General features: G+C 63.1%; 11 protein-coding genes. 3 read left to right on the plus strand and 8 right to left on the minus strand.

The genetic code is table 11. The annotated features are described in order from the left end of the window. Positions 1-14: 14 nt before the first annotated feature. The 4 genes from EEB12_RS27205 to EEB12_RS27220 form a co-directional block, all read right to left on the minus strand. On the minus strand, positions 15-827 hold the full coding sequence (locus tag EEB12_RS27205) for a mycofactocin-coupled SDR family oxidoreductase (protein WP_046378692.1): 813 nt from the start codon (positions 825-827) through the stop codon (positions 15-17). Between the two features lie 94 nt (positions 828-921). Next, positions 922-3,279, minus strand: a complete 2,358-nt coding sequence (treY, locus tag EEB12_RS27210; protein ID WP_141488845.1) for a malto-oligosyltrehalose synthase — start codon at positions 3,277-3,279, stop codon at positions 922-924. 13 nt (positions 3,280-3,292) lie between these two features. Beyond that, positions 3,293-5,632, minus strand: coding sequence for a glycogen debranching protein GlgX (gene glgX, locus EEB12_RS27215; protein WP_020908048.1), 2,340 nt, complete (start codon positions 5,630-5,632; stop codon positions 3,293-3,295). 57 nt (positions 5,633-5,689) lie between these two features. Then, the gene (locus EEB12_RS27220; protein ID WP_020908047.1) at positions 5,690-6,982 is read right to left on the minus strand and encodes an adenosylmethionine--8-amino-7-oxononanoate transaminase; all 1,293 of its coding nucleotides are present in this window, start codon (positions 6,980-6,982) and stop codon (positions 5,690-5,692) included. A gap of 38 nt (positions 6,983-7,020) precedes the next feature. Here EEB12_RS27220 and EEB12_RS27225 point away from each other — a divergent pair, with 38 nt between their 5' ends. The 3 genes from EEB12_RS27225 to EEB12_RS27235 all read left to right on the plus strand — a co-directional run bounded on the left by EEB12_RS27225 (position 7,021) and on the right by EEB12_RS27235 (position 10,339). After that, positions 7,021-8,166, plus strand: a complete 1,146-nt coding sequence (locus tag EEB12_RS27225; protein WP_019748828.1) for an 8-amino-7-oxononanoate synthase — start codon at positions 7,021-7,023, stop codon at positions 8,164-8,166. After that, complete coding sequence (bioD, locus tag EEB12_RS27230) at positions 8,163-8,846, plus strand: dethiobiotin synthase (RefSeq protein ID WP_070796831.1); 684 nt, start codon at positions 8,163-8,165, stop codon at positions 8,844-8,846. Before EEB12_RS27225 ends, bioD begins: the two co-directional genes overlap by 4 nt. Before the next feature lie 80 nt (positions 8,847-8,926). Next, positions 8,927-10,339: a sensor domain-containing diguanylate cyclase gene (locus EEB12_RS27235; RefSeq protein WP_258537548.1), complete on the plus strand. Its 1,413-nt coding sequence runs from the start codon at positions 8,927-8,929 to the stop codon at positions 10,337-10,339. Between the two features lie 59 nt (positions 10,340-10,398). Here EEB12_RS27235 and EEB12_RS27240 read toward each other — a convergent pair whose 3' ends face one another. From EEB12_RS27240 to EEB12_RS27255, 4 genes are all read right to left on the minus strand, one after another. Continuing rightward, a complete protein-coding gene (locus EEB12_RS27240; RefSeq protein WP_003941745.1) occupies positions 10,399-11,781 on the minus strand; it encodes a tripartite tricarboxylate transporter permease in 1,383 nt (460 codons plus the stop codon). Then, positions 11,778-12,284 (minus strand): hypothetical protein, encoded by a 507-nt coding sequence (locus tag EEB12_RS27245; RefSeq protein ID WP_141488847.1) that lies wholly within the window; start codon positions 12,282-12,284, stop codon positions 11,778-11,780. The genes EEB12_RS27240 and EEB12_RS27245 overlap by 4 nt, the downstream gene beginning before the upstream one ends. Positions 12,285-12,345: 61 nt before the next feature. Continuing rightward, positions 12,346-13,314, minus strand: a complete 969-nt coding sequence (locus tag EEB12_RS27250; protein ID WP_141488848.1) for a hydroxymethylglutaryl-CoA lyase — start codon at positions 13,312-13,314, stop codon at positions 12,346-12,348. Between the two features lie 5 nt (positions 13,315-13,319). Then, on the minus strand, positions 13,320-14,609 hold the full coding sequence (locus tag EEB12_RS27255; RefSeq protein WP_175470278.1) for a hydroxymethylglutaryl-CoA reductase, degradative: 1,290 nt from the start codon (positions 14,607-14,609) through the stop codon (positions 13,320-13,322). Between the last annotated feature and the right edge of the window lie 49 nt (positions 14,610-14,658).

The following is a 14,658-nucleotide window of genomic DNA, read 5'->3' on the forward strand; positions in this document are numbered from 1 at the left end:
TCGAGAAGATTCGATCAGCGGATCAGGGTGCCCAGATCGAGCGGCATCGCGATGCCGGTGATGTGATGGGCCTCGTCGGAACCGAGGAACGCGACGGCTGCGGCGATGTCCTCCGGCTGGCTGACCGGGTCTGGCAAGGTCTGCATGAAGATCGGACCGAGGGTGTGAGCGTTGGCGTCGATGAGCGGCCGCATGTCCGTCATCTGCATTCCGGTTTCCACGCCGTGCGGGTGGATGGTGTTGACCCGAATGTTGTACTGCCCCAATTCCGAGGCCATCGTCTTGGCCAGACCGGTGATGCCGTGTTTGCTCGCGACGTAGTGGCCGAGGAAGGGGAGCCCACGCAGGCCGGCGACGGAGCTGGTGAAGATGATCGAGCCACCGGTGCCTTGCTTGATCAGGTGCGGGATCGCTGCCTTGGCGGTGTGAAAGACGCCGGTCAGGTTGACGTCGAGCGTTTCCTGCCACTGCTCGGGCGTGATTTCCCAGGACATGTTGGCAGAACAGATTCCGGCGTTCGCGACGACGACGTCGAGGCGCCCCAGTTCGTCGATGCCGGCATCGAGCGCCGCGGTCAGCGCAGAGAAGTCGCGGACGTCGGTCTTGGTAGCGACAATTCGTCGGTCCAGAGCCTTGACCAGTTCGACTGTCTCGGCCAGGTCGTCTTCGGTGGCGCCGGCGTAAGACGTGGATTCGAATTGAACACACGCGTCGACGGCGATGATGTCTGCGCCCTCTTCTGCCAGCCGGACAGCTTCCGCCCGCCCCTGACCGCGGGCTGCTCCGGTGATGAAGGCAACTTTTCCGGTGTATCGATTGGCAGTCATGCTCAAACCTCCGAATAGTGGTGACGATCTGCTCTTCGGAAGTTAGCGCGACGAAGTTCTTTTCGGGGGTGAATGTCCAGTCAGCGGAAACCGCTCAGCACACCCTGGTCAACAGGGCACATGGTCCGTCGGCGAAGACATCGCGCGCATCTGCGGACGTGACGGGTTGTCCGCTCAGTGCGTCGAGCCATTCGCCTTCGGGAAGGTCGATTCGTGTGTCTCGCCAGCCGTGCGACGAGAGTCCGAGCGAATGTCGCGTCGCCAGAGCAACGACCATGGGCGGATCACCTGCCGGGCCGCGCGAGAAGCCGACCAGATGACCGGATCCGGAACCTGAAGCGAAGATGGGCCGGTACTCACCGTGATCGAACCACGAGGGGTTCTCCCGCCGCAGTGTCAGTGCCGTGCGAACGAGGTGCAACTTTGCGGTTCCTGTCGCGTCGATCGGCGCGGCGCCGGATTCGAGCAGTGATCGCCTCGTTCCGTAGTCGACAACGCGCCGGTTGTCCGGGTCGACCAGCGAGTCCTCCCACAGCTCCGTGCCCTGGTAGACGTCGGGAACTCCGGGCCCGAGGAGTTGGAGCAGCTTTTGGCCCAGAGAGTCCGCCCAGCCGTGACGCGCGATCCGGCCGATGAATTCGCTGACCGAATCAGCGACAGGTCCGTCGAACACCTCGTCGATCCAGCGGTGCACTGCCGACTCGAAGCCGACGTCCGGATCGTTCCAGGAAGTCCTGGCGCCGGACTCGCGGACGGCTTTCTCCGCATAGGCGTGTAAACGCTCGCGCAGCTCTGGAACCGAGGCTGCCGAGCGGCTGTCCGCCGGCCACACACCGATGATGTTCTGCCACAGGAACAATCCGGTAAGCGGATCAGGGCTGGGGCACACGTTTTCCCACTCGCGAATCAGCCGGGACCACAGGGTCGGCACCTGAGACACAACACCGATCCGTGCCCGCACGTCCTCGCCGCGTTTGGTGTCGTGAGTGGACAGACTCGTCATCGCCCGCGGCCACCGCTTCGCTCGGTCCGCGTTGTGGAGATGGAATTCGGCGACGGAGACGGCAAGTGATGCCGGGTTGCCGCCGACTTCCTGACGTGAGACCAGTCGCGCCGTCCGATAGAAGAGTCGATCTTCGACGGACTTAGCCATGACGGCGCCGCACACCTGCTGGAAGCGAACCGCCGCTTCACAGCCGTTCACCAAGGATTGCGCCAGCACGTTGAACGCCGCTTCATGCCCGGGCGCCAATTCGTGCATGTCGCCGACGATGCGAGCGGCCAAACCGGCGAGGGGACTGTAGTCGGATCGATAGACCGGCATCCGAGCGATCGCGACGACGACTGCGTCGTTCAGTTCGGTCTCGCTGCAACGACTTCCGGTTTCGCGTCGGATTGCGCGCACGAGTCTGCGAACCTCGGGTGCAAGGTCACCGCGCCCGGTGTCGCGTTTGAACTGACGTTCGGTGTGATGCAACCACGTACTGTCCCCGTCGTCGCCGGTCAGATCTGCCGAGAGTTCGGTCAATTCGAGTTCGGCGGCGGGATCGACGAAAATGCCGCCCAGTTGATTGAGTGCGTCGTATCCGGTAGTGCCGTCGATCGGGAGCAGCGGATCGAGTGGTTCCGTATGGCCGAGGATCTTTTCGATCACGAGCCACTGATCTGGTCCGATCAGTTCCCGCAGGCGACAAAGGTACTCCGCCGGATCGGCGAGTCCGTCCGGGTGATCGATGCGAACGCCGTCGATCAGTCCTTCGTCGACCCACGACTTCAATTGCCGATGGCAGAGTTCGAAGACTTTGGGGTCCTCTTGGCGCAGTGCAGCGAGTTCGTTGACGGCAAAGAACCGTCGGTAGTTGATGATTCCGGCGTTCCACGGTACGAGTCGGTACGACTGCCTGGAGTGGACCTCCTGTGGAGATCCGAATTCGGTGCCGGAGGCGACAGGGAAGCGGTGCTCGTAGAACGCGAGAAGTGTTTCCTCACCATCCTTCTCGACAGTCAGTGCGTCGAGATCGTCCTGGCTGCCCAGCACCGGGAGCGAGAGTTTGCCGTTGGCCCCGTTGTCGTCTGCCCAGTCGATGTCGAAGAAGTCCGCGTACTCCGACGACTGCCCGTGCGTGAGAACGTCCCACCACCAAGCATTTTCGCGAGGTTTGGCGACACCGACATGGTTGGGGACCAGATCGACGATCAGGCCCATCCCACGTGATCGAACCGCGCGCGATAGCTCCACCAAAGCCTCGCGGCCACCAAGTCCTTCGGACACGGTCGTCGGATCGGTGACGTCGTAGCCGTGCGTCGACCCGGACGTCGCAGTGAGGATGGGGGAGAGATAAAGATGTGAGACCCCCAATGCCTCGAAGTAGTCCACCTGTGCGGCCGCATCACGAAGAGTGAATGCATCCGGTCGCAACTGCAGTCGGTAGGTGCTGGTTATCGGGGCCATGTGCACGTCTCCCTCAGGCGGTTCTGCGAAGTACCGTCAATGCTCGCGCTTTTACATCCAATGTTGTTCCGGCCTTGATCACGGTATCGCTCTCACCAGTGGGGACCGAGGTGTCGAGTACGACGGTCCACTCCGACGCGTAGTCCGCGTTGGGGGTGGAGAATTCGAGATCTTCGTAGTGAGCGTTGAAACACAGGAGGAACGAATCTCCCGTGACACGCTCGCCGCGGTAGTTCGGTTCCGGGATCGCGTCGCCGTTGAGAAAGACGGCCAACGACTTACCGAAACCGCTGTCCCAGTCGGCCGGAGTCATCTCCTCGCCCGACGGCGTGAGCCAGGCGATGTCTCGGCCCTGATCGCCACTTCGAATGGGTCGGCCCTCGAAGAATCGACGACGCCGGAAGACCGGGTTCTTGGCGCGCAAGGCAATTGCGCGCTTGGTGAACTCGACGAGGTCCGCATTGGTTTCCGCGAGAGTCCAATCCATCCATGACAGTTCCGAATCCTGGCAGTAAACGTTGTTGTTACCCTGCTGAGTTCGGCCCATCTCGTCGCCGTGAGCAAGCATCGGGGTGCCCTGGCTGAGCATCAGCGTAGCCAGGATGTTTCGGCTCTGGCGTCCACGCAGTTCGAGGATTTCGGGGTCGTCTGTGGGGCCTTCGACGCCGCAGTTCCAGGATCGGTTGTGCGATTCGCCGTCGTTGTTGTTCTCGCCGTTGGCTTCGTTGTGCTTCTCGTTGTACGAGACGAGGTCGTGCAGGGTGAAACCGTCGTGGGCGATGACAAAATTGATGCTCGCGCCGGGGCGACGTCCGGTCGCCTCGTAGAGATCCGAGGATCCGGTGAGGCGGGAAGCGAACTCGCCCAGCGTTGCCGGCTCACCACGCCAGTAGTCGCGGACGGTATCGCGGTACTTGCCGTTCCATTCGGTCCACAGGCCTGGGAAGTTGCCGACCTGGTAACCGCCTTCGCCGACGTCCCACGGTTCGGCGATCAGTTTCACCTGACTGACGATCGGATCCTGTTGCACCAGATCGAAGAAGGCGGAAAGGCGGTCCACGTCGTGCAGTTCACGGGCGAGTGTCGAGGCCAGGTCGAAGCGGAAACCGTCGACATGCATTTCGGTGACCCAGTACCGCAGCGAGTCCATGATCAATTGCAGGGTGTGCGGATGACGGGCATTGAGGCTGTTGCCCGTTCCGGTGTAGTCCATGTAGTGCGCTTCGTCGCCGTCTACCAGTCGGTAGTAGGCGGCGTTGTCGATTCCGCGGAAGCTGATGGTCGGCCCCATGTGGTTGCCCTCGGCGGTGTGGTTGTAGACCACGTCGAGGATCACCTCGATACCCGCCTGGTGGAAACTGCGCACCATTGCCTTGAATTCCGCCACGGCCGCATCGGGTTTGGCGGCCGAGGAGTAGTCGGTGTGCGGAGCAAGAAAGCCGAAGGTGTTGTAGCCCCAGTAGTTTCGCAGTCCCTGATCGAGCAGCACCTGGTCGTGCATGAACTGATGGACCGGCATCAGTTCGATCGCCGTGACACCCAGATTGGTGAGGTGCTCGATGATCACCGGATGCGCGAGTCCGGCGTAAGTGCCGCGCAATTCCTCCGGAACTCCGGGGTGCGTCGCGGTCATACCCTTGACGTGCGCTTCGTAGATGACCGTCTCGTGGTACGGACGCTTCGGCGAGCGGTCGGATGCCCAGTCGAAGAACGGATTGATGACGACGGTCGACATCGTGTGACCGAGCGAATCATGTTGGGGGAAAGGGATGGTAGCGGGTTCGTCGACGAGCGGTTCGGGATCGAAGGGTTCTGGGTCGAGGCTCTCGTCCGATTCCTGATCGTCCGTGGGTGACTCGTCTTCGAGGCCCACCTCGCCCGATTCGGCCTCCGAACTCGTTTCGTCGGTGGCTTCTTCCGGCTCCACGGCAGGAGTTTCGTCGTCTCCAGCAGGTTCGGGGTCCGCCGCCGACTCGACGTCGTACGAGAACAGTGAACGGTCTCCGTCGAAGTCTCCGTCGAACGCTTTTCCGTACGGGTCCAGCAGGAGTTTGCTCGGATCGCAGCGCAGACCTGCAGCCGGATCGTACGGCCCGTGCACGCGGTAGCCGTATCGCTGGCCGGGGGACACGGACGGAAGGTACGCATGCCAGACGTAACCGTCGACCTCGTCCATCCGAATGCGGGTTTCGGTGCCGTCCTTGGCGATCAGGCACAGTTCGACGGCTTCGGCGACCTCGGAGAAGAGCGAGAAATTGGTCCCCGCGCCGTCGTAGGTGGCACCGAGTGGGTACGCACTGCCAGGCCATACCGGGATGGGAGTGGCTGAGGGCGCGCTCGGCGGTTGATCCATGAATCAGACCCTATCGGGTGCAGCCGATCGAATCTTGTCGACTGTCTACGCCGCTGATCACCGTTTCGCCTGGCTGCGGGCGGTTGCAAGCATTCCGGCTGTGATCTGTTCCACCTCCGCGTCCGAACACAGGTACGGAGGCATCGCGTACACGAGGTTGCGGAACGGTCGAAGCCAGACCCCGGCGTCGACGGCCGCATCGGTGGCGCTCTGCATCTCGACCGGCTGCTCGAGTTCGATCACCCCGATTCCGCCTTTGACTCGAACGTCCACCACCCCGGGAATTGTGACGGCTTCGGCGAGGCCGCGAGTGAGGCCACGTTCGAGGGTTGCGACGTCACGCCGCCAGTCCATTGCGAGCAGAAGTTCGGTCGACGCGACCGCGACAGCGCACGCGAGTGGATTGCCCATGAAGGTGGGGCCGTGCATCAGTCCGCCGCCCTCGCCGGCAGTGATGGTCTCTGCGATCTCCGTGGTGCACAGCGTTGCCGCCAGACTCATGTACCCGCCGGTCAGTGCCTTGCCGACGCACATGACGTCGGGACTGACGCCGGCATGATCGGCGGCGAACAGTTCACCGGTGCGTCCGAATCCGGTCGCGATCTCGTCGAAGACCAGGAGGACTTGGTATTTGTCGCAGAGGTTACGTAGGTCGATCAGGTACGCGGGGTCGTGGAAACGCATTCCGCCGGCGCCTTGGACTACGGGTTCGACGATCACCGCGGCGAGGTCCTCGTGATGCTCGGCCAGCAGCGTTTCCAACTCCTGCACGTATTCGGGGAGATAGTCCGCCGGGGGAGTCTGCGCGAAGACCTGAGGGCGAAGGACGTCGGTCCAGAGAGAGTGCATGCCGCCGTCGGGGTCGCAGACGCTCATGGGGGTGAATGTGTCGCCGTGATATCCACCGCGCCAGGTCATCAAACGATTCTTCGACGGTTTTCCGAGGCTCCGCCAGTACTGCAGGCACATCTTGACTGCTACTTCGACGGCCACCGAACCGGAGTCGGAGAGGAACACCTTGTCGAGGTGAGGTGGTGTGATGTCGACGAGCAGTCGCCCGAGGCGAGCGGCGGGTTCGTGCGTCAGTCCGCCGAACATGACATGACTCATCTTGCCCAGCTGCCGTGCAGCAGCAGTGTCGAGCACGGGATTGCGGTAGCCGTGAATGGCGGCCCACCACGAGCTCATTCCGTCGACCAATCGGCGGCCGTCGGAGAGCGTGAGGGTAGCCCCCTGGGCAGAGTCGACGATCAGCGGACGAGTCGACGCGGGAAATGATCCGTACGGATGCCAGAGGACATCGGCATCGATGGCGGAGACGTCATGGGGATCAAGTCCGGTTGTGAGCACGGATGCACCCTAACCATTGAGTTGAACGGTGTTCAAGTATGGTCGGAAAAGTGAACACCTCGCTGAATTGGCTCACTGCCGTCGAAGCGGACCGTAGGGCCGCTGGACTGCGCCGCGAACTCCGTCCTCGCACGGTCGACTCCCCGTTGATCGACCTGGCGTCGAACGATTACCTCGGACTCGTGCGGCACCCCGACGTGATCGAGGGTGCAACGGCGGCTCTGCGCCGTTGGGGCGCGGGCGCCACGGGTTCGCGTCTGGTCACCGGCACCACCACCGAACACGAACTGCTCGAAGTCGAACTGGCCGAGTTCGTCGGGGCGGACTCCGGACTGGTCTTCTCTTCCGGCTACACAGCCAATCTCGGCGCGGTGACGGCGCTCTCGGGTCCCGGATCGTTGATCGTCTCCGATGCGGGATCGCATGCCTCACTCGTGGATGCCTGCCGCCTGTCACGTGCCCGGGTTGCGGTAGCTCCGCATTCGGACGTGAGCTTTCTCGCCGACACGTTGCGCAGCAGAGTGGAAGAGAGAGCGCTGGTCGTCACGGATTCGGTCTTCAGCGCCGACGGAGACCTCGCGCCGCTGCGGGAGATGCATCAGGTGTGCCGCGAGTACGGGGCGATCCTGCTGGTCGACGAGGCGCATGGCATCGGTGTGCGCGGTGCCGGTGGACGTGGACTCGTCCACGAGTCGGGCCTGGCGGGTGAACCTGACGTCGTCGTGACGGCAACGCTGTCCAAGTCGCTCGCCAGTCAGGGCGGAGTTGTACTCGGCGACAACAAGATTCGCGCGCATCTCATCGACGCGGCAAGAACGTTCATCTTCGACACCGGTCTCGCTCCCGCCGCTGTCGGGGCGGCCAGAGCTGCACTCGCCGTACTCCAGCGCGAGCCGACGCGAGCGCTCGACGTCCTGGCCCGGGCATCCGAACTCGCCGACGTCACCGGTGCACCGTCGCCTGAATCTGCTGTCGTCTCGGTCGTTCTCGGCGATCCGCAACGGGCGTTCGATGCCGCGTCGGCGTGCCGGGATCAGGGGTTGCATGTCGGTTGCTTCCGCCCGCCGTCGGTTCCGGAAGGAACGTCACGGCTGCGTCTGACCGCACGAGCGACGCTGTCCGCATCCGAGATGGAGCAGATCGCTCTCGTACTGCGCGACGTCTTGGCCGGTGCCCGAGCATGAGCATTTTCCTGGTGACCGGAACGTCGACGGACGTCGGAAAAACAGTGGTGACAGCCGCATTGGCATCGGTGGCCTTGCAGTCGGGCAAGTCGGTTGCAGTGCTCAAACCGGCCCAGACCGGCGTCGACGTGGACGGTGCGGGTGATCTGGCCGAGATCGAGCGTCTGACCGGCGGCGGCATGACGCTGGTCGAGTTGGCGCGGTATCCCGAACCTTTGGCGCCGGATACTGCTGCACGTCGAAGTGGTCTCAAGTTGTTGGCGCTCGACGACGTAGTCCGAGTTGCTCGCGACCTGGACACCACCCACGACTTGACCTTGATCGAAGGTGCCGGCGGCTTGCTGGTTCGGTTGGGGGTGGACGGGTTCACCGCGCGCGATCTCGCCGCAGCTCTGGCAGCACCGGTAGTGCTGGTGGTTGCGTCCGGCCTGGGCACGCTCAATCACACCGCTCTGACCGTGGAAGCGCTGGGTGCATCCGGTGTGGAATGCGCCGGGTTGGTGATCGGTTCGTGGCCGCAGGAACCGGACCTCGCCGAGAGATGTAATCGCGAGGATCTTGTCTCGGTCAGTGGTGTTCCCCTTCTCGGGTTGATGCCTGCGGGAAGTGGCAGCGAGAGTGTCCAAGAGTTTGCTCAGACCGCTTGGGGCGCGCTCGGTAAATCTCCTTTGGCCATCTGACGCCGTAACATCCGATTTGTCTGCATCGATAGCCAAGGCACAGTGGGGCGAATTGTGAGTAGGTCAGTCGAATGTAGGTGGTGAGCACGGTCGAAAAGTCGTTGTCGTCATCGGCCGTACGTCGCGCACTGCTCATCGGCGTAGTCGTCTTCGTCTCGTGCCTGGTCGGAATTTTGAGCCGCCTACCGGGCACGCTTGCTGTCTTCTGGCCGGCCAATGCGCTGCTTCTCGGGATTCTCTTTCGATCGCCGCGCTCGGCCACACCGCTCACCTGGATCTGCGCTGCAGCCGGCTACGTTGGAGCCGACCTCATCACGGGCGGGGCGTGGGAGTCCACGGTGTGGCTCAACGCGGCCAACATCGTCGGGGTTGCGAGTGGCTTTTACGCCTTCCGCTGGGTGGGCGGCGACGATCGTCGACTGACCAGTATTCAGTCCGTCGGCTATCTCGTGTCGATGACTGTCGTGGCCGCGTCGATGGCGGCGCTCGTGGGCGGAATCGCGAACCGCGTGCTGTTCGGCGGGCAGTGGTGGGACGGTTGGTTGCTCTGGTTCTCGAGTGAGTTCGTCAACTACATGACCATCGTCCCGTTGGTGCTGACTTTCCCTTCGCTTCGGCGGGTGGATCGAGACCCGAAAGCTGTTGGCACACTTCTGCGTCGATCCGTTGTTCCGACAGCGCTGCTGGCCATCTGCATCATCTTGGAGTGGGTGATCGGCGGCGCCGGAGCGATCGCGTTTGCCATGCCGGCGCTGGTGACTGCCGCTTTGCTCACCAATGTCTTTGTCACGTCGGTGCTCACCGCCGCATCAACTGCCTGGACGTTGGTACTGACGGCCGACGGGCATCTCGGATTGTCCAGCGAAGGCGTCTCGCCCGTCAGTGCGTCCGTCCAGATCGGATTGTCGTTGCTGGCGGTAGCGCCGATCGCGGTGGCGTGTGTGATCCTCGAGCGCCGCCGCGCGCTCGAGGCACTCACACAGGCCGTCACCCACGACGATCTCACCGGTGCGTTGCGCCGGGACGAGTTCTTGCGGCGAGGCGGCAGCGTGACGGGTGCGCCCGATCCGCGTCGCCACTCTGGACGTCCGGTGAGCGTCCTGATGATGGATCTGGATCACTTCAAGATGGTGAACGACAACCTCGGTCATCGCGCCGGCGATACCGCGTTGGTGAGTTTTGCCGATCAGGTGCGGCGGAACCTCGATGACAAGCATCTCTTCGCCCGGTTGGGCGGTGAGGAGTTCGTCGTACTGATGGCCGGCGTCGATCTCGAGGGTGCGACCGAAACGGCCGAGATGATTCGACGCGCACAAGCGGAGAATTCGTCGGCGGTATTGGGTGAACTCGGGCCGACGGTCAGCATCGGCGTCGCATGTTCACCCCACGGCGACGCAGACCTGACGCAATTGGTCGATTGCGCCGACGAGGCGTTGTACCGAGCGAAGAAGCTGGACCGGAATCGAACCGTGGCGCTCACGGTCGGTAGATGAGAAAACACGTGCGGACCCGCATTCTTGCGGGTCCGCACGTGTTGGTTGAATCCAGCGATTCAGAACAGATTGATCAGGGCAGGAACGCTGAACAGCGCCACGTAGTAACCCATGAACAGAACACCGCCGTGAATCTTGAACAGGCGCCCGAGAAGGCCACCGACCAGGCCGACCGTCACGGTGATCAGAAGCCCGAGGATGCCGCCCTCCCAGATACTGATGACCACAACCAGTCCCGTGAACACCGCGATCACAGCTTCGTGACTGATGTGCTTGACCACCGCTGACGCAGCGCGGTACGCGTAGTTCATGGCAAACGGGTATGCGATGACCGTTGCCGTGACCACTGCGAGCAGTCCGTAGAGCAGGAACTCCCACTGCGTCAGGTACGTGGAGAGATTGTTGATCACTCCGGTTTCCTGATTGGTCTCGAAGACCGGCGGAGCGTTGAACAGAGGGGCCGCGGGACCTGCTGCCAGCGGGCTGAGCGGAAGGCCGAAGGCCACGAGAGGGATGAGGGTTTCCGCGATGTAGGTGGATTCCGTCGTACCGTTCTTTGCCGAGACCATGGTGGTCAGTCGGTGATAGCCGTTCTTGATCCGCGCACCTACCAGCTCACCCATCAGAACTGTCATGGCGACGGGGCTGAAAACGAACGTTGCGCTCGACACCGTGGAAGCGGCTGCGGTGTAACCGATCTGCTTGCGATCGAGGACCTTCAGAGGATTGGGGAAGTATCCCTTCCATCCTTTGATGTCCGGGGCCAGTGCGACGGTCTTGGGTTCGCTGCGTTCCATGTCCTTGCGGCTCGACGGCCCCAGGGTCAGCGCGAGGTCGGCGATCAGCGGCCCGACCGCAATGGCCAGGAAGTAGCTGATGTTCAGCGACACATCGTAATTCGACGTCAACGCGCGGGCACCGAGGATCAAGATGACAAACGGAACGAGGGCGACCACCCCGGCCCAGCGGCCTGGTGAGGCGTAGGCGATGCCGATGGCGGCGACCAGGAACAGCCACGGTGCGATCGACTGAACGGTGTCGGCGAACGGCGCGAGGATGGTCGCGAACAGGACGGCAACCGGCACGGCGACGAACGCCGAGATCACTGCTCCCGAGATCGCCTTGCGGAGTGCGATGTGCGGGATGCCGAGTGAGCGCATCATCTGCGCTTCCGGCAAGAGCGGAATCGCCATCGTGTCGCCGGGAATGCCCAGCAGCATCGTCGGCACCGCATGCGTCATGTGTTTGGCGATCGCACCGGAGAGGAAGAACGTGAAGACTGCCGCCGGGGGAGCGCCGAGCAGAATCACGAGCAGAGTCAGCGGTGCGATGGTGGCGGTCTCGTCTGTGCCGGAGATCAATCCGATGAACGTGAACGCGACAGCACCGATGATGCCGAAGAGAACGGCGATGAGAATTTCGTTGGTCAGAACCGAACTCATGCGCGCCCACCGCCCTTCGGCGGGTTCGAGGGCGATGTCTTCGAGGCCTGTGCGTGCTCGGCCTCGGCAGCGGCGAAGTGGTCGTACAGACCGAGTTCGCGAAGTTCCTGTCGACTCTGCTCCGGAATGTCGGCGAGAGTGCCCAGACCCTGACGCTGCTCACTCATCGTCGTGATGACACCGTCGATCGACTCCGCGTCGGCGGCGGCCAAGGCGACTATCCGCTTCGGCTTGATGAAGACTCCGCAGACGACGCCGGCGAGCAGGCAGGCAGCGATCCCGACCAGCAGGCTGTACGCCTGGGCCAACGACGGTTCGCTGACGACCCGTTCGAACAGCGACTGGGCCGCAAGCAGAGCCGAGGCGCCCACGACACTGCCGACTGCGACGGAGATCGCGAGGTGTCGACCGTTGACAGTGTCGCCCCAGACTTCGAGGTATGTCTGCTGATCGGTCGGCGCGGTTGTGGTGGTCGGCGTCGTTGCCGACTGCGGTGGTGACATCAGTCTTCTCCAGTGTCATGCATGGCAGGGGGTCGTACAGGGAGGGGCTTGCGTGCGAGTGTCAGGTACGTGCTGCGCGGAGGGCGGTGACGACTCGGGACGGACTCGAGTGTCCGATCTGTTCGGCCATCCAACTACTTGTGTCGGTAAGGGAATCCAGGTCGATGCCGGTGTCGATCCCGAGGCCGTGGAGCATCCACACCAGGTCCTCGGTGGCGAGATTCCCGGTCGCGCCCTTGGCGTACGGGCACCGTCCGAGACCACCTGCTGAACTGTCGAATTCGGATACTCCAGCGGTCAATGAGGCATAGACGTTCGACAGCGCCTGGCCGTAGGTGTCGTGAAAGTGCATGGCGATCTGCGATGTGGGGATGCCACGTTCTCGGAGGGCGTCGAGTAAGGCGAGCACATGGCCAGGTGTGCCGACGCCGATGGTGTCGCCGAGTGAGAGTGACGTGACACCGCTGTCGACCAGGGTCTTCGCGATGTCGGCGACACGTTCGACGGGCACAGTGCCTTCCCAAGGGTCGCCGAAGCACATCGAGATGTAGCCGCGGACGGGAAGTCCCAGAGCTCTTGCGGCGGCAGTGACCTCGGTGGCCGCGGCTATAGCGCCGTCTACCGTCGAGTTGAGGTTTCGTTTACCGAATTCCTCTGTAGCGCTGACGAATACTGCAACTTCGCGCGCTCCGGCGGCAACGGCCCGCTCGAGACCCTTGCGGTTCGGGACAAGAACGACCGTACGTACCGAGTCCGGCAGGTGCAGCCGATCCATCAATTCTTCCGCGTCCGCGAGTTGCGGGATCCATCGAGGTGAGACGAAGCTCGTCAATTCGACAGTGCGGGAACCGGCCGCGACGAGGCGTTCGATGAACTGGGCTTTCGTCTCGGTCGGGATCACCGCCGTCTCTGCTTGAAGTCCGTCGCGTGGCCCGACTTCGTAGATCCGGACCGAGGTCGGTAGTCCCGGCGCCGGCACTCGATGAGGCGCCGGCTTCCACACTGGTGATCCTGCAACTGTTTCGGTCATTGTCGTCAGTTTCCGCCGCGGATCTCGGCGAGAACCTTCTCGGCATGTTCGACGCGAATGCTCTTGTCCGCGATCAGGCGTGCGACCACGGCGTCGATCTCGCTCTTCTGCGCTCCGGCGGTGGCAGCGATGTTGCGGGCGTGCAGTCCCATGTGTCCGCGTTGGACACCTTCACTGGCCAGAACGCGGACAGCGGCCAGGTTCTGCGCCAGACCGACTGCCAGGATGATGCCGGCGAGTTCCTCGGCGCTCTCGACGCCGAGCATCTTGATTGCGGCCTGCGCTACGGGGTGCACTTTGGTGGCCCCGCCGACGAGGCCGACCGGCATGGGCAGCTCGAGGGTGCCGACGATGTTTCCGTCGGCATTCTTCTCGAAATGCGAGAGCGAGGAGTAGATTCCGTCGGCGTTGACTGCATGGGAGTGGCATCCGGCTTCGACTGCGCGCGTGTCATTTCCGGTAGCCAGCACTACGGCGCTGATGCCGTTCATGATGCCCTTGTTGTGCGTCGCGGCGCGGTAGGGATCCAGCTCCGCCAAGCGCGCGGCATGGATCAGGTTGTCCACAACCTCTGCGCCGCCGATCAATTCGGCGTCGAACACGGCGCGCACGCGCGTCAGCCGCAGATCGGCCTTGTTGGTGAGAATGCGCAGGACGACGTGTCCGCCGCCGATCTCGGCGACTCGATCCGCGATTGCCTCGGCCATCGTGTTGACGGCGTTGGCGCCCATGGCATCTCGTACGTCGACATGAAGATGGAGGACCACGTAGGTGGCCTTGTCCGAAGGAACGATGCGAACCGAAATGTCCTTCACACCACCGCCGACGCTGACCAACTTCGGGTCCTGCTCGTTGGCGAGTGCAATGATTTCCTCGCGAGCCTCGAGGAGTCGGATTCGGGCGGCCGCCGGATCCACGACGTCGACGAGTTGTATCTGGGCCTGCATGATCGGCGGGGTGCTCGAGACGTGAAAGCCGCCGAGTCCGCGTGCGATGCGGGCAGCGTTACTCGCGGCTGCGACTACCGACGGCTCCTCGGTGGCGAGAGGGATCAGGTAGTCCGTGCCGTTGATCGTGAAGTTGGTGGCGACGCCGACCGGGATGCCGATGACGCCGACTACGTTCTCGACCATGCGATCGGCCTGATCGATGGTGAGACCGTCGGCAGCGTCGTAGACCGCGATGTCTGCTTCGGTCAGGTCCGTCTGGCGGACGATCTCGGCGCGCCGTGCGGCGACATCGTAGGACCGGAAATTGGCGATACGGCTATTGATAGACCGGCTGTTGATTGACACGGGGGGTGGTCCTCCTGAAGTGATTCTGTGCTCCGCTTCACAGTAGGGA

The organism is Rhodococcus sp. WS1 (assembly GCF_003797745.1).
Taxonomy (GTDB): Bacteria; Actinomycetota; Actinomycetes; order Mycobacteriales; family Mycobacteriaceae; genus Rhodococcus_F; species Rhodococcus_F erythropolis.